The 24,839-nt window shown below is 45.2% G+C and carries 24 protein-coding genes; 10 read left to right on the top strand and 14 right to left on the bottom strand.

From position 1 onward, the window contains the following. Positions 1–21: 21 nt before the first annotated feature. A complete protein-coding gene (locus MHB56_RS18945) occupies positions 22–1,839 on the bottom strand; it encodes a vWA domain-containing protein (RefSeq protein WP_076185016.1) in 1,818 nt (605 codons plus the stop codon). A gap of 205 nt (positions 1,840–2,044) precedes the next feature. On the opposite strand from MHB56_RS18945, the gene MHB56_RS18940 reads away from it, so the two are divergent. The 3 genes from MHB56_RS18940 (at position 2,045) to MHB56_RS18930 (ending at position 5,036) form a co-directional block, all read left to right on the top strand. After that, entirely contained in the window at positions 2,045–2,197 is a 153-nt protein-coding gene (locus MHB56_RS18940) for a hypothetical protein (RefSeq protein WP_155986556.1), read from the top strand. After that, a complete protein-coding gene (locus tag MHB56_RS18935; RefSeq protein ID WP_076282103.1) occupies positions 2,190–3,116 on the top strand; it encodes a hypothetical protein in 927 nt (308 codons plus the stop codon). The genes MHB56_RS18940 and MHB56_RS18935 overlap by 8 nt, the downstream gene beginning before the upstream one ends. A gap of 147 nt (positions 3,117–3,263) precedes the next feature. Then, positions 3,264–5,036 carry a hypothetical protein gene (locus MHB56_RS18930; RefSeq protein ID WP_341143878.1) on the top strand — a complete coding sequence of 591 codons (1,773 nt, stop codon included), beginning with the start codon at positions 3,264–3,266 and terminating at the stop codon, positions 5,034–5,036. 562 nt (positions 5,037–5,598) lie between these two features. Here the strand turns inward: MHB56_RS18930 and MHB56_RS18925 are convergent. From MHB56_RS18925 to MHB56_RS18910, 4 genes are all read right to left on the bottom strand, one after another. Then, positions 5,599–6,999, bottom strand: a complete 1,401-nt coding sequence (locus MHB56_RS18925; RefSeq protein ID WP_341143877.1) for an ADP-ribosylglycohydrolase family protein — start codon at positions 6,997–6,999, stop codon at positions 5,599–5,601. A 569-nt stretch (positions 7,000–7,568) separates the two neighbouring features. Next, a complete protein-coding gene (locus MHB56_RS18920; protein ID WP_248547935.1) occupies positions 7,569–8,123 on the bottom strand; it encodes a pyridoxamine 5'-phosphate oxidase family protein in 555 nt (184 codons plus the stop codon). Between the two features lie 955 nt (positions 8,124–9,078). After that, positions 9,079–9,267, bottom strand: a complete 189-nt coding sequence (locus MHB56_RS18915) for a hypothetical protein (protein WP_341143876.1) — start codon at positions 9,265–9,267, stop codon at positions 9,079–9,081. A gap of 464 nt (positions 9,268–9,731) precedes the next feature. Then, complete coding sequence (locus MHB56_RS18910; protein ID WP_341088557.1) at positions 9,732–10,304, bottom strand: GyrI-like domain-containing protein; 573 nt, start codon at positions 10,302–10,304, stop codon at positions 9,732–9,734. A gap of 156 nt (positions 10,305–10,460) precedes the next feature. Here MHB56_RS18910 and wrbA point away from each other — a divergent pair, with 156 nt between their 5' ends. Continuing rightward, entirely contained in the window at positions 10,461–11,096 is a 636-nt protein-coding gene (gene wrbA / locus MHB56_RS18905) for an NAD(P)H:quinone oxidoreductase type IV (RefSeq protein WP_076138996.1), read from the top strand. Between the two features lie 80 nt (positions 11,097–11,176). On the opposite strand, the gene MHB56_RS18900 is transcribed toward wrbA, so the two are convergent. The 5 genes from MHB56_RS18900 to MHB56_RS18880 form a co-directional block, all read right to left on the bottom strand. Continuing rightward, entirely contained in the window at positions 11,177–12,175 is a 999-nt protein-coding gene (locus tag MHB56_RS18900; protein ID WP_445667747.1) for a Gfo/Idh/MocA family protein, read from the bottom strand. Between the two features lie 44 nt (positions 12,176–12,219). After that, positions 12,220–12,570 (bottom strand): DUF1648 domain-containing protein, encoded by a 351-nt coding sequence (locus MHB56_RS18895; protein WP_081387265.1) that lies wholly within the window; start codon positions 12,568–12,570, stop codon positions 12,220–12,222. Between the two features lie 37 nt (positions 12,571–12,607). Continuing rightward, complete coding sequence (locus MHB56_RS18890; RefSeq protein WP_076129598.1) at positions 12,608–12,934, bottom strand: nucleoside triphosphate pyrophosphohydrolase; 327 nt, start codon at positions 12,932–12,934, stop codon at positions 12,608–12,610. A 40-nt stretch (positions 12,935–12,974) separates the two neighbouring features. Beyond that, positions 12,975–13,370, bottom strand: a complete 396-nt coding sequence (gene mutT, locus MHB56_RS18885) for an 8-oxo-dGTP diphosphatase MutT (protein ID WP_076185009.1) — start codon at positions 13,368–13,370, stop codon at positions 12,975–12,977. Positions 13,371–13,537: 167 nt separating this feature from the next. Beyond that, complete coding sequence (locus tag MHB56_RS18880) at positions 13,538–14,251, bottom strand: YceI family protein (RefSeq protein WP_076194409.1); 714 nt, start codon at positions 14,249–14,251, stop codon at positions 13,538–13,540. A gap of 147 nt (positions 14,252–14,398) precedes the next feature. On the opposite strand from MHB56_RS18880, the gene MHB56_RS18875 reads away from it, so the two are divergent. The 3 genes from MHB56_RS18875 to MHB56_RS18865 all read left to right on the top strand — a co-directional run bounded on the left by MHB56_RS18875 (position 14,399) and on the right by MHB56_RS18865 (position 17,049). After that, positions 14,399–15,082, top strand: a complete 684-nt coding sequence (locus MHB56_RS18875) for a response regulator transcription factor (RefSeq protein WP_232061150.1) — start codon at positions 14,399–14,401, stop codon at positions 15,080–15,082. Then, on the top strand, positions 15,070–16,485 hold the full coding sequence (locus MHB56_RS18870) for a HAMP domain-containing sensor histidine kinase (RefSeq protein ID WP_280753480.1): 1,416 nt from the start codon (positions 15,070–15,072) through the stop codon (positions 16,483–16,485). Before MHB56_RS18875 ends, MHB56_RS18870 begins: the two co-directional genes overlap by 13 nt. A 69-nt stretch (positions 16,486–16,554) precedes the next feature. Continuing rightward, on the top strand, positions 16,555–17,049 hold the full coding sequence (locus MHB56_RS18865; RefSeq protein WP_076099543.1) for a hypothetical protein: 495 nt from the start codon (positions 16,555–16,557) through the stop codon (positions 17,047–17,049). 96 nt (positions 17,050–17,145) lie between these two features. Here the strand turns inward: MHB56_RS18865 and MHB56_RS18860 are convergent, their stop codons facing one another. After that, positions 17,146–18,213, bottom strand: coding sequence for a copper amine oxidase N-terminal domain-containing protein (locus MHB56_RS18860; protein ID WP_341143875.1), 1,068 nt, complete (start codon positions 18,211–18,213; stop codon positions 17,146–17,148). Positions 18,214–18,383: 170 nt separating this feature from the next. On the opposite strand from MHB56_RS18860, the gene MHB56_RS18855 reads away from it, so the two are divergent. Beyond that, positions 18,384–19,838, top strand: a complete 1,455-nt coding sequence (locus tag MHB56_RS18855) for an amidase family protein (RefSeq protein WP_341143874.1) — start codon at positions 18,384–18,386, stop codon at positions 19,836–19,838. Positions 19,839–19,844: 6 nt separating this feature from the next. Here the strand turns inward: MHB56_RS18855 and MHB56_RS18850 are convergent, their stop codons facing one another. Next, positions 19,845–20,168 carry a YciI family protein gene (locus MHB56_RS18850; protein ID WP_341143873.1) on the bottom strand — a complete coding sequence of 108 codons (324 nt, stop codon included), beginning with the start codon at positions 20,166–20,168 and terminating at the stop codon, positions 19,845–19,847. 102 nt (positions 20,169–20,270) lie between these two features. Next, on the bottom strand, positions 20,271–20,828 hold the full coding sequence (locus MHB56_RS18845; RefSeq protein ID WP_036680784.1) for a DUF1273 domain-containing protein: 558 nt from the start codon (positions 20,826–20,828) through the stop codon (positions 20,271–20,273). Positions 20,829–21,027: 199 nt separating this feature from the next. Between MHB56_RS18845 and MHB56_RS18840 the strand changes: the two genes are divergently transcribed. Further along, positions 21,028–21,711 carry a hypothetical protein gene (locus MHB56_RS18840; protein WP_341143872.1) on the top strand — a complete coding sequence of 228 codons (684 nt, stop codon included), beginning with the start codon at positions 21,028–21,030 and terminating at the stop codon, positions 21,709–21,711. 102 nt (positions 21,712–21,813) lie between these two features. Here the strand turns inward: MHB56_RS18840 and MHB56_RS18835 are convergent, their stop codons facing one another. Then, the gene (locus tag MHB56_RS18835; RefSeq protein WP_341143871.1) at positions 21,814–23,844 is read right to left on the bottom strand and encodes a beta-galactosidase; all 2,031 of its coding nucleotides are present in this window, start codon (positions 23,842–23,844) and stop codon (positions 21,814–21,816) included. 119 nt (positions 23,845–23,963) lie between these two features. Between MHB56_RS18835 and MHB56_RS18830 the strand changes: the two genes are divergently transcribed. Next, on the top strand, positions 23,964–24,797 hold the full coding sequence (locus MHB56_RS18830; RefSeq protein ID WP_341143870.1) for an AraC family transcriptional regulator: 834 nt from the start codon (positions 23,964–23,966) through the stop codon (positions 24,795–24,797). Positions 24,798–24,839 lie beyond the last annotated feature (42 nt).

Here is a 24,839-nt window from a genome sequence, read left to right as displayed (position 1 = left end):
GGCATACATTGCCATTGCCTACTATACTAAATATTCCAGATAAATCGTCTTATCTACCGTCTGTAGAGATACTGAAACGCGGTCCCCACTCTTCAGTTCAAGACCACGCGAAGCATCCGCAGCACGTCCGGATCTCTCCACAGTAACACCTTCTCCGCTGCGTAACAGCAATCGGTCATTCTTAGCCGGTGTGAAAATAACAGTTTCGCTCTCCTTCAGTTCAGGCGCCAATTGCAGCAGCTGATGAAGGGTGAACTTGCCCTTGAAGCCTGCAAGCTTCTTATATTGTGGGTAGGTCTTCTCACCCGTATTGCTGTCTTTAACCTCTACTACCAGCTGTCCAACAAAACCACGTGCCGATTTCTTATTCAGCACATACCATGCTGCACCCGCTGCCAGCACTAAAAGAATGCCCCCTATAATGTAATACAGGGTTTTGGATGAGGCTTCCTTCAGGGGTTCTTCGTTGCCAGTCCCTGTAGAAGGTGCTGTTGTTGCTGCTCCGCCTGTCTTCGCGCTGATCTGGACAGGTGCACTTTCCCGATAAAAGCTGCTTTCCTCTGCCCGTACCTTCAACTCGTAGTTATGGCTTTCTTTTACCTCAAATGTACCCTTGAAGACAGCTCCGGAGTTATCCAGTTCGATTTCTTGCACATCACCTGTATCAATATCTGTAGCAAGCAGTACCGCCTTCATATCTTGATACAAATTACTGAGTGTTACCTGAGTACCGTTGCTGAACAGATGCGAGGTGATGTCGATTTTATCACCCTTTTTATAGGTTGCTGATGGCAGCGCATCGATCTTAAGCTCCAGGTCATAGTTAAAGACTAGATTAATATCAATCTTATCCTTTGGCACACCTTTAACCTGAAGTTTCCAATCTCCTTCCTGCGGTGACAGTAGCTTAATCAAGCTATAAGTAGAAGACTTGGACAGCAGGACATTGTTTGAGGGGATCGCAACTTCTTTCCCTGACGGGTCCGTTAATTTCGCTGTCACAGGCTGTGAAGACATAATTGAGATATTGGCTTCCAAAACACTGCCGTTAGGCACGTTGACGGTCACGTCCTGATAATCGCCATTTGCAGTAATCGACTGCACAGGCACTACCTTCAGCTTCAAATGGCTGGCAAAAATCTCACTCAGGATTTGCGGCAGATCGTCTGCTGAGTCCGTCGAAAATGCTTTACCACCCGTCTCATTGGACAGGTCGGCGAGGCTTTGTTTATTCAGCTTGCCATCTGCATTAAGTCCAATGGTATAGATGGGATAGCCATTCTTTTTGGCAACCTCTACGGCCGCCTTCAGCTCTTTATCTGATTCACTTTGCGTCCGGCCTGTCGCTTTGTTGAAATCGTTATTGCCGTCAGCGAGCATTACAATGATAGGCTCATGGGAAGGGTCACTTCCATTCTGCAGAACCTTTACAGCTTCCTCTACGCCAATAGCGATATCGGTGTAAGCTCCTCGGTCCAAACCATCAATAAAATCCTTCAAATCCTGCTTATCGCTCTCCGAGCTAATTTGCAGCAGGGCCTTTTCCCGTTGCACCTTGTCGGTATAGGCAACAATACCTACTTTATCACCTTGGGTGGATAACATATCTATGAACATTTTCATCGCTTCGTTGGCGATTTTGTTCTTGTCACTAGTCTTCATGGAGTTGCTGACATCAATAAGAAGCACAGCGTCAATGTGAGATTGCGCCGACGTTGCCGCATAGGCCTTAACAGCTGCAAAAGGCGAGGCAGCTAGACAAAGAGCCAGGAGCAATGCCGGAAAGATACGTAGAAAGAGAGTCTTGGTTGTTCTAATACTTTGATATTTACGAAGCATAAATAGGGCTCCTCTTGTGTTATATTAGGCACATATGACAGGTTCAGCACTATCGCTAAAATCTGTAAATAGCATGCCATTATGATATAATTAAACCTTGTAAACTTCAACTTTAGGACCGCCGGACCCAGTGCATTGATGCATAGAAGATTATCATTCTAAAAGCCATCTGGACTGCAGAGCGTCCATGAGAAAGGATTGTTCCATGATTTCATACGTCATTCTTGGGATTACGTTCCTAATTGCCGTAATTCAGATTTCCATTTATGCCGCACATCAGCGCAAACCACTGACACGTGATGATATTAACGATCGACTGCTAGCCGCTTTGAACGGAGGCGATAAAGGCCGTGAATAAGAAAAGACCCGTTACCTTCCGGCCCTTCAAGGCACCTCGTTACGCTTATGACAAGCTGCGCATCTGTCGCCACTGCGGGCGGTATACCGCTCTTGGCGAAGACCGCTGTAGAAAATGTGGCAGAGCCTCACTTATTGCTGTAGAGCAGCACGCAGCATCACTAGCCAGACGGAAGATGCATACCCGCCTACTATTCATCTTACTGCTCACACTAGCCTCTGTCTATTTTGGAAATAGCATCCAACAAATGATATTGTGTGGTGCCGGTGGTCTTGTGCTTGCTGGACTATTGTACTATACGCAGCGAAAAGTAAGGCAGAACGAGAATCTTCGTTCTCTCAATGAGCTGCTTGGTCGTGGGATCGGCATCATCAAGGAAGGGCTGGAGGTCAACCGTCAGGAAGCTGTCTCCGTACTCCGTGAGGATGATGTTCTTGCCTATGAGAAGCTGCGCGAGCTCTCCATCCTGCTTCGCGGCGACCGGATCGCGCGGCAGCGAGTGGCTTTGCTGCATGGATTTTTACTCCGCAAGGATATGGATCTAGAACTGGAGCAGCTTCTTCTAAAAGACTTCGAACCACTGCTAGCCGAATATATCGGCGAGATCGCTAAAGTCCGTCCCGATCTCATTAAGGATCGTACACTACGCTACGTGAAGAACTATGAAGTGGAGATTCGCCAGATGGCTAACGGCTTAACCATCCTTACGAGCGTTGCAGGAGCGGCGGTAAGAATGAAGCGTTATGCCCTGCTCTACTCCAATATGATTGGCCGATACGTGCAAGATCTGCCCAAGGACCGTTTCTTGCGGTTGTCCAAACTCATTGCTGCGAATCCCGATGAACCTTGGAACGGCTTAGACCTCAGGGTAGCTGACATTCGTGAAGCCAAATACCGCTGGGACCCGGAGGTCCAATAGACCTGAAAGCTAAGATGAACCAATATAAAGCAAACATCCTTATTGATGACAACCAACCGTTTCTCAAAGAAATATAAGGATGATGTATACCGTGAAACTTATACTTTCTTAGGCTTTCTTATATTTTGAAAAAAGAGGCTACTCTATATGACGTTCAAACAATTAATAACCCTGCGAAACTTTATGATCATTTTGTGTATATGCATGCTTGTGCTGCTTGGACAGAAGGTTTTTCTCATCGCAGATAAAATACAAATCACCAAAGAAGCCGACCGTCTCTACGCTGCCGGGGATCTGATTAATGCAGAGGATCAGTACCGTCAAGCAGCGGCCAACTATTCCATTGATTACCAGGAAGAAAGAGTCGCAAAACGTCTGGATGAATTAGCTCCAATCACAGACATCCGCAAAGTTCTGAATGATTTGGTAGCCTCTACTAAGGAGGAAGCAGCGACCAAGGATTTTGCCGGATTTATGAAAAGCTATCAAGCTCTGCTCAGTTTAAAAGCTACATATATGAAGCCAGGCGGTCCCTATGAATCCTATTATCGCCAGTTATCGTCGGCCTCAGGCATTTCAGACCAGTTCACCTCTTATTTCCGTCAGTTTAAGGAGCAGTTCCTTGCCGATCTTGCCCAGAACCAGAGCGGAGGGGTGAGTAATGAAGAGAACTTCAAATGGAATCTTTTGCAGATTCCTGATGCTTATTATGGAAGTGCAGCTTCCAAAGAGGATTTACTAGCCTCAAAGTTTAAAAGCCATGACACAGCTATATTAAAATCCTTAGCAGGAGCAGGAAACTTTACCGGCATGCTGGAAAGCACCCTGTCCCTGATGAGTGCTTATAGCCAGCATAATTACGAAGCTCCTTGGGTACTTCAACAAGCAGAAAGCAGCGGGAAGATCATCCTGAACAAAGATCTTGAAGGTGACAATATCACAGCTTTTGCTGGGCATGCTGTAGCTTATCGTAATTTTGCAGGATCGGCAGGCATCACGTCATCCAAGGTGCTGACTTTGATCGATACTAGTAAGGCTAAGCTACTAAAAAACGCCAAACGTCTGACAACTAAAGGTCAATATGCTGAAGCGATACAATTATACGGAGATCTTGCCCCGCTAGAAGATACTTCGACAAACATTGCCGCTACTAGGCTGGCTTGGAATATCGCAGAGCCTGTTCGCCTCCTTCCTGGCGGTGAAGAGCAAGACAAATACAACAACGTCATCTCCCGCAAAGGACTATTGGGCACAAAAGTGATCGTTGCCGGGACGGATAATAGTGGCGTGCTCTATTATGCCGCGATGAATAACGACGACAATGTGGTCACATTAACTGGAAACAGCTTGCCACGCTTCGAGAGTCTGCGCAGTCTTACTTTTAATGAACAGTTGGCAACTTCTTCAGGTGTACCTGTAGTTTTAGCCCAATCTGAGGTTGAAGGTGGACGCACCCTTTTCACAGCATATGAGATGAAATCGAATGGTATTTCGCAGTTATTTTCTTTAGCTGGTGATAGTTATGAACTGCAGCCGGATGACTCTATTCTCGTGCCTAATGCGGATCTTGGAGACGGTGTTGACGGGCAAACGGCACTTTACCGTAAAGTAGACGGCAGCTATCAATTCGCGGAGATTGTTCAGGAGTATGCTGTAATCTCAGCTGCGGATCTTACCACTCATCCTTTTGAAAAGGTCTCTTTTCATTGTGAGATCATCGTAGATAACTTCGGCAATAGTCTTGCTTACTCGGATGGGATTTATATTTTGCTCCAAGGAGAAGTGGGTTCCGTTACAGGTAACGCGTTAGTTAGTGGCCAATATCAGAATGGATATGAGCTCGTTGGAACAGACATGGGCGAGCAATATGTGCCTGTGTTTATAGTGGAATCCGTAGGTAGCATGAGCTTTGGGCGGTAGGGATTTGGGATACAGGATACGGGATACGGCATACGGGATAACCTTGTCTTTGTGTCGGCTCGACGATCCTGTAAGCTCCACCACTTATAGCAACTAGCGTTGGACAGCGCTTCGATGGTTAATAGGTACGTAATGCCATGAAGATCACATAGCTCGTTAATCATTCGTAATTATCCTGTAGTCTAGGTCTCGTTAATTTACCTATTGTGGATGTTTTTAACAAACCATTGAACTTTCAAGTAATCTGCTCTAGACGCTTTCACACCATTGGTTACGCATCATCCCTTATGTGATCTACGTTTGATGTAACATCTTCAAGCAAATTTGCCATTGTTAGCAGTACCTGTTGCTAGACAAAAAGACACTAACCGGGGGTTGGTGTCTTTTTTCCATGTACTAGCAGTCTATGGATAGATGAAAAAAATCAAAAAGTAACCTGTTACGGGATAATGTCGTATTGCATTAAGCACGGTGACTTTTACTCAGCTACTCAATTGGCACTTTTAATTTCTAAAGCACTTCTATATAGGTTCCACTTAACCATTTTTTGATGAAATCAAATTCAAAGGTTTAAATCGGTGTTCTCGTTTACATAGAGCTCGCTGGGTTCAATTCGATGTTGGTGAGTATGCAACAGCTCTGGCAAACGCCCCATCCGCTCAGCCAAACGGGATAGCTTTTGCTCATGAAAATTAGATAATCCCGTATGAATCCGGTCTTGGAAAGGCTCAAGCCATCTTGTTTCCAGGCTGTCAGAACCAAAATAAACCCCGAGCAGAGAGCCTGCTGTTGCTCCAAAACTATCCGTATCGTTGCCTTGCATCACCTGCTTGCATATCCCGTCACCGACATTGTCTGCAAATCGAAATGTATTAATTAAGGTACCTATTTCCTGATAAACCTGACAGTGACCATAATTTGCATACTTATGGTTGATGCTCTGATAAGCTTCCAGCCAGTTATCTGCATTCGCTACCCTCTGCAGGCAATCCTGAGTAATCTCATAGAATCGGCTCCTTCTAGGTACGAATTGCAGTGCAGTACTTATTATTTTAATAGGATCGCGCAGTACTTGCGCAACTGCAATCGCAGCGGCGATGAACATCGTGGCGTAGATCCCCGTCCGGCGATGTGTAAAACTTGCATCACGCCAAGCTAGCTCAGCGGCAAGAGCGGGTTGACCGGGGCAGGCATAACCGTAAGCATCTGCGCGAATCGCTGCTCCGCATAGTTCTGTTTCTTGCACCATGAAGTCGGGCCAAGCCTCTATTTCAGAATGATTGAATAGTTCTCTATCATGCTCCAAATAGCTAATCCCCGATCGAAGCAAGATGGTCCTCTCCGGCCCCCAAGTAGTACTTATCGGAAGATGATTTATCCATAAATCTCTTAAATTTCTTTTCGTAAAACCATCGCCAAATTGTTCTAACGCCATCATTCCCATTAATGTGTAATTGATATCATCATCAGGTGCCACATAACGAATTCGCCCCCGCGTCGTCTCAAACCAAGACCAATGTCGACGATCCAAAGCATGGAGAACTTCATCAGAAATGTAATCATTCAGTGGCCATTCCCCTACAGAAGTTAAAGCTTTACGCAATTCCGACAAGCTGGGGTTTACCTCAATCGGTTTGCCTAGCATTGAACCACAGACTGAAGCGAGGAATCCCGCCTCTACACGTTTGGAGCTATCCTTAAGATTCAGGATTCCGACTTGGCCTAAAGGTCGTGCCGGATCGCATTCCTGCCATATCTCTTGTAAATCGTTTGGTTCATAGTAAGGCCAATTGTCCCTCATTGGAATGGCCACCAAGCTATGAGCGAATTCCAGATAGGCATCATAGCTTGCGGGAAGCTGTTCCAGCTTGGCTAAATAACCCGAGGTTTGATGCCCCTGTGCAAATTTATTGCGTAAAATCCCCTCTAATTGACGTTTAAGAAATGCGAGTGATGGCAGCATGCTGTATCTCCTTTGTCCGTTTATTAATCTACGTAAAATAACTTCTACATGAGAATGTAAACGATGATTGATGGAAAAGCAGCCCATCCCATCGCCTTCATTATAAGTTTAAATAATTGAGCATGCGATGATAGAAATAACAGTAAAAACCATAATTTTTATAGACTATTAAATAGTAAAGGACACTCTAAAAAACCCTCCAATGGGATGCCAAATGAATCGTCACCCTTATGTCCTTCATTTTTTTGATTACGGGATTACAGGTTACAGGATTACGGATTACGGATTACGGATTACGGGATTACTTGTTGCGTTCAATTAGCTTATTACTTTGCCTAATGAGATCGGATGTAATGGTTTATAGCATACACTGTATCCACCTAGTGAACATTTATAATGAGTAGTCAAGCAACTATAGCGACTTGGGTGTACATATACGAAGCAGACAACTTTGAACGACTTGGATGTACATCCCTATTCGAAGCAGACAACTTTTAATGACTTGAGTAAGCAACCCTATGGTTTGTGCCTTCCTTCTACCCACCATGAGTATGGGAGATCCTCTCTGGTCAGTTTTTTTGTCCAAGAGGTGTGGGTAGCCCGTCTATACTCTTTGTGTTTTTCTCTTGTCTATATTCTCTCAGCCCTGCCTCGCCCTTTTGGATAGACCAACGCTGCAACGTATCCCGCTCACCCGCATAACTCATGAATGGGACCGAAAATCCGCAGGAAGTCTGTACTTTATGAACATCTATCAAAATGATCTGTCTAGCTCCAGGCAGAGATGTAAACAAAGGGGACAGTGTTTCCCATTCTGCTGATTCAGGCAAAATCACAGCCCCTGTTCCATACAGTCTTAAAATATTAGGCGGCCCCTCAAACGCACAAAACATAACCGTCACTCTTCCATTTTCCAGCAGATGCGCGCTCGTCTCATTACCGCTGCCAGTCATGTCTAGATAGGCCACCTGATTAGGAGACAATATCCGAAAACAATCATGTCCCTTCGGCGAAAGGTTAACATGCCCATCTTCTGAAAGCGGCGCTGACCCTACGAAAAAAAGGTGCTGCCGAAGAATAAACTCTTCATGTACAGGTAGTATAGCGGTAAATTGCTTTCCCATTTGGCATTCTCCATTTCTGTATATTTGTGTGTTGGCTAATTGGTCATCTCTACTCAACTCTATCGGATCCGCCGACTCAATGAGTTCCATGAACTGCATGAACTACATGAACACATGAACTAAATGAACTACAGCAGCTCCAGCACTCCAGCAGCTCCACCAATCACCTCAGTTCCATCAACCACATTTGCTTAACTAACTAGCTTTGCCGACTACATTAACTTCTACAGTTACATTAGCTCTATCAACTCCGTTAGTTACACCAACTGGATCAGTTCCTTAAGCGCATTAACTCCACTAACAATAACAGTTCCACTAGCTCCTCCAGCAAACTAACTTTGGGTTGGGGCACCTAATGTAGGGCATTTTTGACTCTCTTTCTTGCTATTTTAGCTCGGGGCGGCTAATGTAGGGCATTTTTGTCTCTCTTTTTTGCTATTTTAGCTTGGGGCGGCTAATGTAGGGCATTTTTGACTCTCTTTCCTGCTACTTTAGCTCGGGGCGCCTAATGTAGGACATTTTTGTCTCTCTTTCCTGCTACTTTAGCTCGGTGGAGCAAATGTAAGGCATTTTTGCCTTTGTTTCTTGCTACTTTGGCTTGGGACGGCTAATGTAGGGCATTTTTGTCTCTCTTTCCTGCTACTTTAGCTTCGGGCCGCTAATGTAGGGCATTTTTGTCTCTCTTTCTTGCTACTTTGGCTTGGGACGGCTAAGGTAGAGCACTTTTGCCTCTCTTTCTTGCTACTTTGGCTCGGTGGAGCAAATGTAGGGCATTTTTGCCTCTCTTTCCTGCTACTTTAGCTTCGGGCCGCTAATGTAGGGCATTTTTGACTCTCTTTCCTGCTACTTTAGCTCAATGCCGCTAATGTAGGGCACTTTTGCTCTTATTTCTGACTAATTCGACGTTATGCAGCTGATGTAGAGTATTTTTACCGTACATTTCCGCAACTTTGGCTCAACCCAGCAAATCTACGGGATTTTTACCGTACATCCCCGCCACTTCTGCCCAATCCAGCAAATCTACGGGATTTTTACCGTACGTCCCTGCCACTTCTGCCCAATCCAGCAAATCTACGGGATTTTTACCGTACATCCCCGCCACTTCTGCCCAATCCAGCAAATCTACGGGATTTTTACCGTACAATTTTCCGCAGACATATTAGTTAAGTATATATATTCTAGGGCTTCTCTTATGTCTCCCCCCGTCTGCCTAAATGCAAGCCTCAGCAAGGATTAACAACACATCCCCATATGAGATAAGAGTCGTTGTTCATTATTTTTTACTGATGTACATATTTTTTTAGATGTATATATTCTTTTTAGATGTATGTATTCTTTTAAGCTGTTTATATTCTCTTCCACCGTCAAGTAACCCTTCTCCCCGGTACCTGGCCGTCAGCAAAAATAGGGACTGCCTCTCGGCAGCCCCCCTTTCTCTCGCAAGCTGCTTGATACTACTATCATAAGCAACTCCCTTAAATCCCTTTTTCCCTTTAAAACACATCCCTTTAAACACTTTTCTATAACACTTCCTATAACACTTTTCCCTAAAAAATCTCCCGCTTAAGCACTTAACCCACTAAGCACTTAAAGCCATTTTTCCCCTATCTATTCAATCGCAATATAAATCTCAACCTGCGTGTCAGCAGGGTCAAAATTCCGTGAATCATAAATCTCAAAATCCCCCGTGTAAGTTCTTACCTCCCCAGACTCCTTAAAGTACGCCCAAATCTCCCCCCACGCTTGCGCGACTACTTCAAATACCGGACCTTTTTTCGTCTTAAAAACCATGTATTTGCTCTCCGGTACAGCCGCATAGGTGAACTGGTTTTCCACTAGTTGGCTTTCCTCTAGCTCGCTTTCCTCTAGTTCGCTTTCCTCTAGTTGGCTTTCCTCTAGCTCGCCTTCCTCTAGCTGCCTTTCCTCTATATGTCTCTCCTCAGCTACTTCATGCCCGATCACAACGGTATACGCTCCGCTCGCATCACTCTCATAATCCGTATACAAAGCATAGATATACTCAGGATTTACCGTAGCTATCTGCCCCGCAACATTACTCTGAAAATAAGTTTCCCACAGCTGCGACAAACCTCCATCAGGTCCCATTTCTGCTTCATTAGTTGTGCGTATGCTAACCCCCGCCAAGGTCATTTTTGCTTTCTCTACAAAATAAGTATTCATCCATTCTCCCTCATTTCCTGTGATTGAACTTAGTATACACAGGCAAAGTGGACATCTGTCTGTCCAGTTCGAATAGATTGATTTCATTCTGGGTTATAAAGACACCATTAGGGTAATTAATAGTATGGAACTACACTCGAAGGGAATGACTACAGCATGTCAAAAATCAAATTAGCTGTCATCTACTACAGTGCCACAGGAACTAACTACCAGCTAGCACAATGGGCCGCGGAAAGCGCAGAAAAAGCAGGAGCTGAGGTAAAACTGCTGAAGGTGCAGGAACTGGTCCCCGAGGACAAAATTCAAGCAAATCCAGCCATGAAAGCCCTAGCTGAAAAAACAAAAGATATCCCAGTCGCCACACCCGACGATATAGTCGAAGCGGATGCGATTATTTTCAGTTCCCCAACCCGTTACGGTAACATTGCTTCCCAGATGAAGCAGTTCATTGATACAACCGGTGGCATTTGGGGCAAAGGACTAACAGTAAACAAAGTCGTCAGCGCCATGAGCTCAGCACAGAACCCGCATGGTGGACAAGAAGCTACGATTTTGGCACTCTATACGTCGATGTATCACTGGGGAGCCATTGTTGCAGCACCCGGTTATACCGATCCAGTCACATTTGGTGCGGGAGGCAACCCTTACGGAACAAGTGTCAGTGTAGATGGAGACGGTAAAATGATCGAAGATCAGGATCGGATCCGTGACGCTGTTTTTCATCAAGCGAAGCGTACCGTTGAAGTGGCCGGCTGGGTTCAGGCAGGCAAAAACGCCAATAATCAGAACTAGCGCAGCTTAGTTAATATAACAACACCCCTCGGAGCTACTTGTGTAGCACTGCGCCGAGGGGTGTTTAATTTATATTTTAATTACTCTCCAGGGTATTTAAGCCCCCACTGTGCACGCACTTGATCCAGCAGTTTCAGAATCGCTAACGATTCATCCAATGTCATCACCGGACTCTCTGTAAGCCCTGCCTGAAGACAACGTCCTACTTCCTCCGCTTCAAAACAATATCCAATAGAAGCTCGGTCATCTGCAAAGCTCTCTATCTTCTCATCTCCTATATAAAGCGCAGCCGATTTCGGGTTCACTAATGTACCCTCTACAATAATACGGCCTTCTGTGCCAAACACATGCGCTTCCTCCAACATGTTAAGACGAATACCACCGTTCAACGAAGCGGTTTTCCCGTTACCATATGACAACAGCATCGAGAAATGCTCGTCCACTCCAGTCTCACCTATGTGCACTGTGCTGGAAATAGACTCAGGATGAGGTCCAAACACCATGGAGGCAAAAGAAACCGGATAAATCCCCACATCCAGCAGCGCCCCCCCGCCCAGCTGCGGATTCAGCAATCTGCCTTCCGGGTTCCAGTCGGTACGAAACCCTAGGTCTGCCTTCACCAAACGAACATCACCGATTCTACCCTCAGCAATCCATTCTCTAACCTTCACAATCGCCGGGATGTAGCGACTCCACATTGCCTCCATCAGGAATAGCTTATGTGCTCTAGCATAGGCCACAACTTCTTCCAATTCACCGCTGTTTACGGTAAAAGGTTTCTCACACAGGACAGCTTTGCCTGCACGCAGCGCCATTAAAGCATTTTCTTTGTGAAAAGGATGCGGCGTTCCAATATATACCGCGTCTACATTTGGGTCATTCAGCAATTCCTCATAGGTTGCATAGGCATGCGGAATTCCATGATTTTTAGCAAATTCATCGGCACTTTCCTGAGATCTTGACCCAACGGCATAAGCCACACCATTACTGGCATGCGCCAAATCAGTAACAAATTGATGAGCAATCCAGCCTGTGCTAATAATTCCCCATCTCACCTTGTAAGCGTTGTCCATTTTCATTTGCATGTTCCTCCTAATCCTTCTGCTAAGTCTCTTTAATTCTATCAGACCATTCTAATGAATGTATAGGAACTGATGCCAGCAAACACCACCGTCACCACCAAAATAGCAATATTCCAGATCTTGCTCAAGGCCGCTGAGTGCTCGTTAGAGCTTTGAATAAACGCTTTTTGCAAAAGGAACTGTAAAAGCTTCATGATTATGAATCCCAAACAACCCAGCCCGCTTTGCAAAATAACCTCCAGACTAGCTTTACTTACAAATCGATCAGCCATGTTCCCATCATAATGAATCGGCACGGTATCCGGCATTTTGGAATAAAGGAATAAATAAATAGCTACAGGAATCAAGGCCACCACACTGCTTAAGATCATCGTCAGTTTGGTTTTGAACAACGTTTTACCCTCCTTGTGCGGAAAAATAATCTCCCCGTTATTCTCCTTCCACTTCAATCAGATATATCCCCTTCTTAAATCCACCGCGACGTTTAGCTTTCTCTGCACGTTGCTTCTCCAGCTCCACGCTATTGCTCCCATGTGTCTCCGCCAGAGCCTGAATCACTTCCAGCATATCGGCAAGCTCCTCCAGAGCTTCTTCATCACTTGCTGCCTGTAAATATTCCTTCGACTCTTCTTGCAATTTTTTGCGTAGTTCAGTTATGTATTCTTTGGACTCTAATATCCTTGTGTTAAAATCTTTACCTTGAGAAGCTATCAAATCGGGGATGCCGTCACGCACTAGCTTTTCATATACAGGCATTTAAGCTCTTCCTTTCTTCTATATTATATTATATCTCCCTTCAATCCGGCTTTGATTCCATCACTAGACGTTCTACAAAAGGAAGATCTGCCGGAGCAAACATGAACTGATCCAGTTCAGCCGGAAGCACCCACCTATGTTCGTCGTGATCCACCAGATCAATTACACCTCCCTGATACCGCGCTTTCCAAGCAATCAATTGGATCTTTATCTCTCCATAGTTATGCTCGTTCATGCCAAAGCTCTCATAGGGAAGGATTGTGATCCCCATCTCTTCCTGAAGCTCTCTTTGCAGACACTCTGCGATGCTCTCATCCTGCTCTATTTTGCCACCAGGAAATTCCCACAGACCTGCCTGCGATTTACCTTGCCGCCGCCGGGCAATAAGAATCTGCCCTTCTTCATTATGTATAATTGCTGCCGCCACCTTGATCACAAAGAACACCTCCACTATTGCTAGTTATTCGACAGATACTACTATTAAAACATACAATTCATTCCAAACCAAAGAGACTCTCCCAAAAGCCAACACGGCCTGGGAAAATCTCTTCAGTACAGTCTCTCTATAAATTTCACAGCAGCGTTATCCTTACGAAAGAGCTACTATTTTGTCAGCACAAGCTCCAAACGAACCTCAAGATTATTTTCTGTATCCAGTACAACGGTGTGGGGATTGCTTAGACCAAAGTCAGAAAAGGCCACTGTTGTCGTTCCCGACAGCATCAACTGTCCCCCGCTATACGCCGCTTGCGACTGAAAGGTGACGTCCTTTTCTACTCCTTTTACGGTAAGCGTCCCCTGCATTTCAACAGGCACAGTTGCTCCTTCAGTCCATTCTGCCGGCAGCTCCGAAAATGACTTCACTACAAACGTGGATTGTGGAAATTCCGTAACGGATAGAAAATCCTCTCCTTTTACATGCTCGTCCCGTTGGCTATTGCCAGAATCCAGAGCGCTCATATCCACTGTCCCTTCCCCGGCCATCGAAGTAGAATCCTCTATATTTACCTTCCAGGTACCCTGAACTTTGTTGTCTACGAAGTTTACTGTTTCTTTAGAGGTCGTCACTGACCAATAGACTTTAGAGGTTTCCCCAAGGGTCCAATCCCCGTTTAATTGTTCGGCTGTGACCGCCACCCCTGCTGATGCTCCAGTGTTATTTGTTGTCTCTCCAGCATCTGCTGTGGTTGCTTGATTTGGAATCACGGACTCGATCTCTACATTATTGCCCAGCGATTTATCCAGTAATGTATAACCTGTGACTACTCCTACGATAATAACTCCTGCAGCGATCAAGGCTATTCTTTTTCTCTTCATCCTGTTCCCTCCAATATTCATAATTTCTGTATGCTTTCAAGCTCGTCCCTCATTCTAACAAAGCAATATGTCGGGAAGAAGTCAGAGCAGAACGGGCTATGATGTGTTAAACTTGTCGTAAATTTTATGGACTGGAGGTACTCCAATTTGACGAAATCCATTCTTGTTGTAGAAGATGAAGAAGCCATCTCTAGGGTCCTCAGTGCTTATCTGAAAAAAGCAGGCTTTCAAGTCACCCGTGTAGCTGATGGACGCGCTGCGCTGGAGTCTTTTGCTATATCTCCTCCTTCATTAGTATTACTAGACATCATGCTGCCAAACATGGACGGCTTTGAACTGCTTAAGCTCATCCGTGAAAAAAGCAGCTGCCCTGTGATCATGCTGACAGCAAGAGATGGGATCAATGACCGGCTAGCCGGCCTCGACGGTGGTGCGGATGATTATATGTCTAAACCTTTTATTCCCGAGGAGGTGGTAGCACGCGTGAACGCTGTCTTACGCCGTCCCTCGCAGTGGTCTGATGGCAGCCGTAAACGGCATTATGGCAGTTTGTTTATCGACTTCACAGCACGTGCTGTCTTTTTAAATGGGGCTGAGCTGAGTCTTAGTCCTCGGGATATGTCAGTGCTGTTATTTCTCGCTGAAAGACCTAATCAGATTTGTACGCGTGAGCAATTAATAGAATTTGTATGGGAAATGGATTATGAAGGAAGCGACCGGGCGGTAGATTTGTCGATCAAAAGACTACGCCAAGCGTTGTCGCACTGGCCTACTAGTGAGGGGGAAATCCGTACCCTAAGGGGGACGGGATATCAATTATGGACAACTTAAAGAGAAACAACGCCAAACGTACCTCTATCCTTTCTTACTGGACGATACGTTATCTGCTCATTATTAGTGTAGGCCTGCTCCTCACAGCTTTAGCTACATTATGGTGGATCCGTCAGGAGGCTATGAGCAATCGTCTGCAGACTGCGGGGCTTTTGGCACAGGAGATTGCAGATCGCAGCTTAAATATGGAAGGCTCCATTGAAATCAGCCAAAATCTCGAAAAACTGATCGAAGACCGGAAGCGGTTTTTCAAGTTAACCATAGAGATGTGCGTGATCATTACTGATCAACAAGGTCAAATGCTATTCTCCCTGCCACCTCTAACTGACAAGGAAATGAGATATAAGCTAAATGATAGCCTGAACGACTCCCGCAGTCCTGAGTTTAAGGCTGCTGTGGCTCCCATAAATTCGGATGACAAAACACTGGGACAGGTTATTGTCCTGCAATCCAAAAAATCGCTGCGGCATATTCCACAGGAGGAGATCATATTTTTCTCCATACTGCTGCTGTTTCTAATCATCTTAAGTTGGCTAACCATTTACCTCTTATCTCGTAAACTGGCAAAACCCATTCAGAAGGTAGTCGAGGCTGCGGCTCAAATCAGCCAGGGCCGTTATGATATCGTTCTAGATAAGGATGCTAAAGAGCGGGAAATTCATGAGCTGATGATGTCTTTTGAAGAGATGGCAGGCAAGTTACAGCAATTTGAGCAGTCTCGAGCCGTAATGCTGGCCGGAGTCTCCCATGAGTTGAAAACACCCGTAACTTCTATTAAAGGCTTGGTGCATGCTGTACGCGAAGGGGTCGTTGAAGGTGATGAAGCTGCGGAATTTCTGGATATTGCCCTGCTGGAGGCTGGACGGTTGCAGCGAATGGTAGCCGACCTTCTGGATTACAATGCCCTGACTGCAGGAATGGTTTCTGTTCGTCACGACCGACTGGATGCCGTACCACTACTATCAGAAATCGTATATCAATGGAAACTGACACAGGCGGAAGATGTTGCTGAACCCGTGCTTCATATGCCGATTAATCCCTTATTTTTGCGTGGGGACTCCCTTCGTATCCAGCAGATAATCGTCAATCTACTTAATAACAGTGTACAAGCCAAAGCTCCGGATCGAAAGGTGCAGCTTACAATAGAACTGCTGGATCAGCAAGGTCATGGCTTTGCCGAAATTCGTGTTCAAGATAACGGGCTTGGCATCTCATCCAATCATAGTGAGCATGTCTTCGAAGCCTTCTTCCGGGGCAGCGATAAGCAGAGCACACTGCGTGGTCTGGGACTCGGCCTAACCTTCAGCCGTCTGTTGGCCGAATCTATGAACGGAAGCCTCGTGCTTGAGGAGCACTCAGACAAAGGCTGCACCTTCGTGCTGTCTCTGCCGCTTGATGATTAAAAAATAGTCTGCGATCCATCGACATGGTATAATCATGTGCACAATCACACCGAAAACCGGAGGCTGTATATGCTTACTTTTGAACAAAAATTAGCGATTCTCGACTCTTACCCCCAGCTGGAACGCAAAAATGTATCCCTTGGGCGCGTGAACTATCACTACGAGGAAAGCCAGCATGATAAGAAAACCGTGGCTTTTCACCTGCATCCAAATGGTAATGGCTATGTGTTCGCAGGCTTACTGCGGGGCTACGAGACAGACGATAAGGGCTTCGTGAATATTCGCGACTACTCGGAATCCGAGCTGCGTAGTTTGCTGGATGCCTCCATCACCTCACTGTCTATTTACATTCCTGATGCTCCTGTAGCCAGCAAAAGAAAGAAAAAGGCTGCGGCAACTGCCGATACACTCTGGACTAATGATGAGGGCCAAACCCTAACCCTAAAGCTTGAGGATGATTTATGGTATGTCTATGCCGACCTCAATCTGGAGATGGCGTTTGAAACGCTTGAGGAAGCTAAAGAATATTTAGCGGAAGAGGGATTTACAGCAGCGCAGGAGTAATTGTCAGACTTTAATCTACACACTCACAACAAAAGAGGTGTCTGAGCAGCCATTTATTTTGGCCGTTCGGACACCTCTTTTCTAATAAAACGATCCTTAATATACAGGTTCCGTATATATGTAACTATAAATACCCAAATCGAGCTCAGAAACCACTTCATAATCTAGTTGGAATTCTATAGTCTTATTTGATAGACCTCCTACAAAATAACTGCCCTCCACAACCAACCTATCCTTCCCTCCAACTGGGGCGACCAAGATCAGCTGTTCAGCTTTATTGGCTGGGATCACAAAGTTTTGCAGCCCACCCGTCTGACCTTGAATATATTTACGGACAGACACGAGGTTACTGCCTAATTCCGAGAGGCCGGAATTGTTGTTCCGCCATACATCAAGCGCATCTTGTTGGGATTGGTTGGAACTGACACACGCCTGATTAACTGAAAATTCCGGGATTTTATATATATTCCCGCCAATATTATCGATAACTACTTTATGGGTTACTTCCGTACAATTTTCAATTTTCAGAGTCGGCATGGGGTCCTTTTCCTTTGAGAATGTCTTTATGATTTTTTGATCACCGGACTTAAAATTTATTGAGATGTCTTTATTATCCATGTTAGAAAATTCGAGCAAGCTATACAACTGATTATTTTTAATTCCGTAGTGCTTTACGATTATAACAAACCTGTTTCTCTCATCTGATAACGATTTTGATTGCTCTTGGCTTCCTACTGAAATTGTTCTGTTGACCGGGGCAATAATCTTCTCCTCGGCAACTGGTGAGGTTATGTAAATAGATTTTGTACCTTCATCCCAAGTAACACTACTACCCAACACTTCGCTAATAAATCTTAAAGGGACTAGTGTATTATTTTGAAAATTGATACCCTTAATGTTAATATCCCCTTTAACCGCTGAGACCGACTTCGCATGATTATCCCATTTAATAGTTGCGCCTAAAGCTTCAAAGATCGCCCGCATAGGTACGTATGTAACTCCATCTTTCAGTATAGGACTTACATTAAAATGTAATTGCTTACCGTCCAAATAACATTTGAGATCACTGTCTTCCGCAAAGGCTTGACTTGAAGATAAAACAGCAAAACTTATCATCACCACAAAAAAAGTGATAATTTTTGAAGCAAAGTTGTGGTTTTTCATGTTCTTAATTTAGCTCCTAATCTAGAAAAATAAAAAAATTACAATGCAGACCTGAATATATCAAATGGCCAATCAAAATGTAAGTCTAAAAAGAAAACTACCAACGACACCCAAATTATGGTTAGATGAAGGAGAAGCCATATCCTAGAGGGAAAGAAGCGTGAACGCATATGAGTTTTGAAATCGTAGAGGCCACCATACCGGACATCCAAGCTGCATTAGAAGCCGGAGAAATTACGTCAAAACAACTAGTTCTCATGTATTATGAACGCATTGCTGATCACGACAAAAACGGCCTGACGATTAACTCTGTACTGGAGATTAATCCTGATGCGTTGTTTATCGCAGAATCTCTGGATGTGGAACGGGCAATTAATGGCCCACGCGGCCCCCTGCACGGGATACCTGTGTTATTGAAAGATAACATCAATACTGGGGACAAAATGCATACAAGTGCGGGTTCGCTGGCTTTGGCGAATTCTTTTGCCGGGGAAGATGCGTTTATAGTTACCAAGCTGCGTGAAGCCGGCGCCATTATTATGGGTAAAGCCAATATGACCGAATTCGCCAATTTTATGACGAACGGCATGCCCTCCGGCTATAGCTCCCGTGGCGGGCAAGTCCTTAACCCCTACAATATTTCTACGCCAACCGGCGGCTCTAGTGCGGGTTCAGCAGTAGCTGTCGCTTGTAATTTCTGTACGGTCTCTGTTGGCACAGAAACTTCGGGATCGATTCTTAATCCCGGTAATTTGGGCTCCATCATCGGCATTAAGCCAACCGTGGGGCTGCTCAGCCGTTCAGGAATCCTGCCGCTCTCCAATACACAAGACACCGCAGGCCCTATGGCTAGAACCGTTCATGATGCCGTGTTACTGCTAAACGCCATGCTGGGCAAGGATCACGATGCAGCTATGGGAACAAATACAGGTAAAATCCACGAGGATTATACTGTATTCCTTGATCCGAATGGTTTGCAGGGCGCTCGAATTGGGATACCACGTGATTATTATTTTGAGGAGCTCACAGATGAGCAGCTTGCTTTGTTCAACGCTTCCGTCGACAAAATGAGAGAGCTTGGAGCGACCATCATTGATCCTGCGGATATTAAGACCGCCCGCGAAATTAGTTACTCTTCGGTGGTATTAAACGAATTCAAAACAGCACTGAATGCTTATTTATCTCATTTGGGCCCCGGAGCACCTATGCGAACCTTGAAGGATATTATTGATTTTAATCATGCACACCCTGTGGAGACTTTGAGATTTGGTCAAGCTACATTAATAGATGCGGAATATACCTCCTCCGGCACACAAAGCGAAGCTCAATATTTACGCCATCGTGCGACTGACCTGAAGCTGTGCAAGGAAGAAGGGATCGATGCCACTATGAAAGAATACAATCTGGATGCCCTGCTGTTCCCTGCCGATTTTGGCGCCAGAATTACTTCCAGAGCAGGATATCCGTCCATCGTCGTTCCTTCTGGATACACTTCGGCCGGCGCTCCCTTTGGTGTAACCTTCTCAGCAAAAGCTTATCAGGAGCCTACGCTTATCAAGCTAGCCTATGCCTATGAGCAGCATTACAAGGTGCGAAAAGCACCTTCGCTAAAAAGCTTCATTTGATTAAACCTATTCCTGGAGTGGAACAATACCTAAATGCCTGTTTCCCTCATGGGACAGACTCCATGTACGCACTTCATAGCTACGAATGCCAGAGAGCACGTAAGGATCTTTTTCGGCAAGGAGAACGGCTTCTTCGCGTGAGTCCGCTCTTACAATAACCATACCGCCAGGACAATCACTAAAGGGACCACACAGCACTAATTGTCCTTTACGGTCCAGCTCTTGTAAATGCTTAACATGACCACGAATAATCTCCATGTCTCTACGGTCTTGATTCGTCGGGCTAAGCAAAATAACATAACAAATATCTGCTTGATTGACCTCACTCATCCTATTCTCCGCCTCTCGTTCAAATAGAAACTAAAGCCCGTAACGGTGATTTCCCAATGCCGATTCGGGCTTTTTTATTTCGCGATATCTTCGTTCGTAGCTTTATTCATAATCTCGCTGATTTTCTTCATCGGCAATATTTTGAATCTCATCAGAATGAATAAGAAACAGCTCGTAGTCCCCCTCTGCATGCAGCTTCAGCGCTCGTTCTTTAAAAAACTTCGGGCTGCCTTCCGCCGCATCCTCATCATAAAAGAGCAATATCCCGTCACTTTTGCGGAACAACAAGTCATCTCTGGCCCTGAACTGCCAGCTGCCGTCATAAGGGGCATTACTGACCGCCCTGCAAAAGTCCGCACCCGCAATAATACGTCGGTATTCCTCCTGCTTCTCTTCCTTCCACTTCTCTTCCTGTCCAGTATGCGCCGTAATGATCCCCAATTTCAATTCAGGATATTGAGTCTTGAGTTCACATACCACCTCACAAGCCCAAAGATCGACACCATACTGGCCGGGGGTAATAATCCATTCGACGCCTTCTTCAATTAGCGGCTTTAATCTGTTAGACAGCGCCTTTTTGATATAAGGAATTCCCGGATGCTTATTGTCAAAAATACCGAGCTCATGCGCACGGTAGCCTGTTACGAGTAAATTCTTCATGTACTGCCTCTTTCCTGAACGTTGGTTATCTCTTACCATGACTTACCTTTGTAGAGTTTTATCCCACTTATATGATTATTATATAGCATTTACATGATCTATTTCTTTAGGCAAACTTTCAGCTGATCTTAAGCAACCTTTCAGAACCGTCTGATATATTTCTCCTAATCAATCTAAAACTATTAAGGAGAGAAAATAAATGAAGAAATTAATACCGATTATGATCTCAGGAAGTCTACTCGCTTCTCTACTATTGGCTGGCTGCAGCACCAATTCGGAGTCCGAAGGAACAGCTGTTACTAATAACCAAGCGAACACGGCACCCGCAGATAACGCTGAGGCACAGCAATCTCAAGGAAACGGCAATCAACAAAACGGCAGACCCGGCATGTCCATGAATTTCGGCAAGATTAAGAGTATTAGCGACAACACAATTACAATCTATACGTCAGAAATGCCTTCCCCGCCCGCACAAGGCACTGGAGATACGGCTGGAGCCGATATGCAGAACGGCCAGGCTGGTACTCCACCGGAAAGACCCGAAGGTGATCAAGGCTCAGAAAACGGTACACCTCCAGAGGGGGGAATACCGGAAGGCGGAGCCCCTGACGGCGGTGGACAAGGTGGTGGACCACAGGGAGGTGGGATGCAGCAAACCTTCTCCGAGGAAACCACAGATATTACAATTGATGCTGATACCAAAATTGTAACGGTGACCTTTGACAATGGCACGCGTCAGGAGAACACGATCAGCTTAGCTGACCTGAAAGCTGATGACATTATCCAATATACGCTTAAATCAGATTCCACTGTGGCGGAGAGCATTACCTTAAGCAGCGGAAACCCAATGGGGATGGCTGAAGGCAAAAAGAGCAGCGACTGAACTACCAAAAAATAACAGAAAAAAAATCCCCACCTACGATCAGCTTCAAAAAAGCGTTTTGTAGTGGGGATTTCAAATTTATATAGGTTAGACGAGACTCAACTATTTTTTATCCGACAAAATCAATACTCCACGACCCGGTACAACTGCTGAACCACTGATTACATTACCTGTCAGTAGATCAGTACGCTCAGCTGCCCCAATATCCGCGCTTAAATCCCCGGCAGTGTGGTTCAGTAAGAACAAGTAAGATACGCCATCCTTCACACGTTGAACAGATTCGATACCTTCCGGTGCAGTTACCAGCGGTTGAATGTTCTTTTCGGCACATAGATTCGCTAAGAATCCTTGTAGGAATCCAGCTTCTGGGCTAGTCGCCAAATAATAAGCTTTACCTTCGCCAAATTTATTCACAGTCAATGCAGGCATTCCTTTATAGAAATCAGAACCGTACTCCGCCAAAACTTCTGCCCCTTCGGCATGGATCAGATCGCAGAGCAGATCACATTTATAAGAACCACTCAAGCTACCCCACGTTTTATCCAGCACGAGTTCATTGCTCATACCTGGCAGTAATGCATCGATTTCCTCTGCCCAAATTCCAAGCACTTTACGCAATTCGCCTGGATAACCTCCAACCGTCACGAGGTCGTTCTCATTAACAATACCGCTGAAATAAGTTGTAATGAATGTGCCGCCCGCTTTTACAAAGGCTTCAACCTTCTCTGCAAAACCTGGCTTGACCATGTACATTACGGGTGCGATAACAATTTCATACTTGGACAGGTTCTCTTCGACCCCGATCATGTCGGCTTCGATATTTTGCTGATACAGCGCATCATAATATTTGTGGACTTCATTCACGTAATCCAAGGCAACCGACGGACCGCTTGAGAGATCAAGCGCCCAACGATTTTCCCAATCGTAGATAATCCCTACTTTAGCTGCACTACGCGCATCCAGTAGTTGATCTCCAAGCTGCTCGAGCTCTTTACCCAGCTCAGCACATTCACGGAATACCCGTGTGTGTTCATGACCCACATGCTCAATTACCGCTCCATGATACTTTTCACAAGCCCCTATCGAACGACGCAGTTGGAAGAACAACACAGTATCTGCACCACGCGCCACAGCTTGGTAACTCCATAGACGCATAACGCCTGGACGTTTCAAAGAGTTGTACGGTTGCCAGTTCTGCTGGCTCGGTGTTTGCTCCATCAGCATGAATGGTTGGCCATTTTTTAATCCACGCATAAGGTCATGTGTCATTGCTGTAAAGCTGACCGGTGTGTCCAGTGAAGGATAGTTGTCCCAAGAAATTACATCCATATGCTTGGCCCACTCAAAATAATCCAGCTCCGGATAAAAGCCCATCAGGTTCGTTGTAACAGGTACGTTGGCGCTGTGTTCTTTGATCGCTTCGTATTCGATTTTGTAACATTCGAGCAAGCTATAAGACATAAAACGGCGATAGTCCAACGAGATTCCTTGGAAGTTAGTACGGTTACCGTTCCATTCTTCACTCAGCTCATTTGGCACCACAATTTCTTCCCAATCATAAAACGTATGTCCCCAAAAGCGTGTATTCCAAGCCTTGTTCAAAGCATCCAGCGAACCATAACGCTCCTTCAACCAGACACGGAAGGCAGCAGCGGACTGTTCGGAATAATCATAGCCACCATATTCATTAGAAATATGCCAAGCTACCAGTGCCGGATGATCCTTGTAGCGTTCTGCCAGCTTACCAGCCAGCTTCGCTGCATACTTGCGGTAAACTGAACTGTTCGGATTGGAGTTATGACGTCCGCCGAACTTACGTTTTCTGCCCTGCACATCGACACGGGTCACTTCAGGATAACGATGAGCCATCCAAGCTGGATGTGCTCCTGTTCCTGTAGCTAGACATACATAAGTTCCATTTTTATATAGTCTATCCATTAATTCATCCAATGAGGAGAAATCATAAGTATCTTCGGAAGGTTGGATTAAAGCCCAGGAAAACACATTAATTGTGGCAACATCAATTCCCGCCAGCTTGAACATCCGTTCATCCTCAGCCCATACTGGCGCATCCCATTGCTCCGGATTGTAATCTCCACCGTACCAAATTTTAGGTAATTTATCGTTAATCACACTTCGCACACCCTTTATAGTATAATTATATATCTATTGTAAATGGTTAAGGTTGCCCTTTAAATATAAAATAATATCTCATACATATAAGAATATAGAACTAACAGGAGAGGATAACATTGTCCGAAATCATGCATCGCAGGATCGTATTCGTCCATGAAGGTGGACAGCACTTGCCAATCACTTTAGACAGTATGGGGCACAATCATGATCAGGAAAAAGTATCCCGCCCCGATGGTTATGACACGTATCATTGGCTTCAAACCTCAGAAGGTGAAGGGATCATCCATTTTGACAATAAAACCTTTTCCCTGCCCGAAGGCAGCGGCGTATTACTACTTCCTTATACACCCCATCGTTATGAGGCTTACACTAAAAACTGGGGTACCTATTATCTAACGTTTGGTGGCGATTCGGCACACTCTATTTTGGAGACCCTTGGGATGAATAGTAATTCTTTTTACCGTTGGGAAAATGAAGCGCCTCTCCCCAATTTGCTGAAGGAAATGCTGGATCGTCATGATGCCTATCAGGATATGTTTGGTCTCGGCGCCTCCACAGATGCTTATCGTTTTTTGCTTACTTTGAGTAAATATGGCCAGCTTCAAAATAATACGGCGATTTCCCGCAATGTAGATAAGCTGCAGCCACTGCTAAAATGGATGGACAGCCATTATGGCGATCCTGATCTTGGACTGAACGATCTAGCCGATGAACTAGGCGTATCTGGGCGCTATCTTAACAACCTATTCGTCCAAACTTTCGGACTCTCGCCTTATGCCTATTTCGTACGGTTACGCATCCGCAAAAGCAAAGAAATGCTCGTAAGCCAACCCGATCTTACGGTAAAAGCTATCTCCCAGCTAGTCGGCTTCCGCGATGTCAGCCATTATGTAGCCACATTTCGCAAGCAATCCGGGACTACGCCGGAGCAATTTAGACGCCTGCATTAAACATGCCCCGCCTACTGTGGAAAAATTGCTCGCTGGGAATAT

The sequence above is a fragment of the Paenibacillus sp. FSL H8-0315 genome (assembly GCF_038005365.1).
GTDB classification, from domain to species: Bacteria; Bacillota; Bacilli; order Paenibacillales; family Paenibacillaceae; genus Paenibacillus_AQ; species Paenibacillus_AQ odorifer.
The sequence above is the reverse complement of the archived record's forward strand: the minus strand, read 5'-3'. Positions and strand labels throughout refer to the sequence as shown.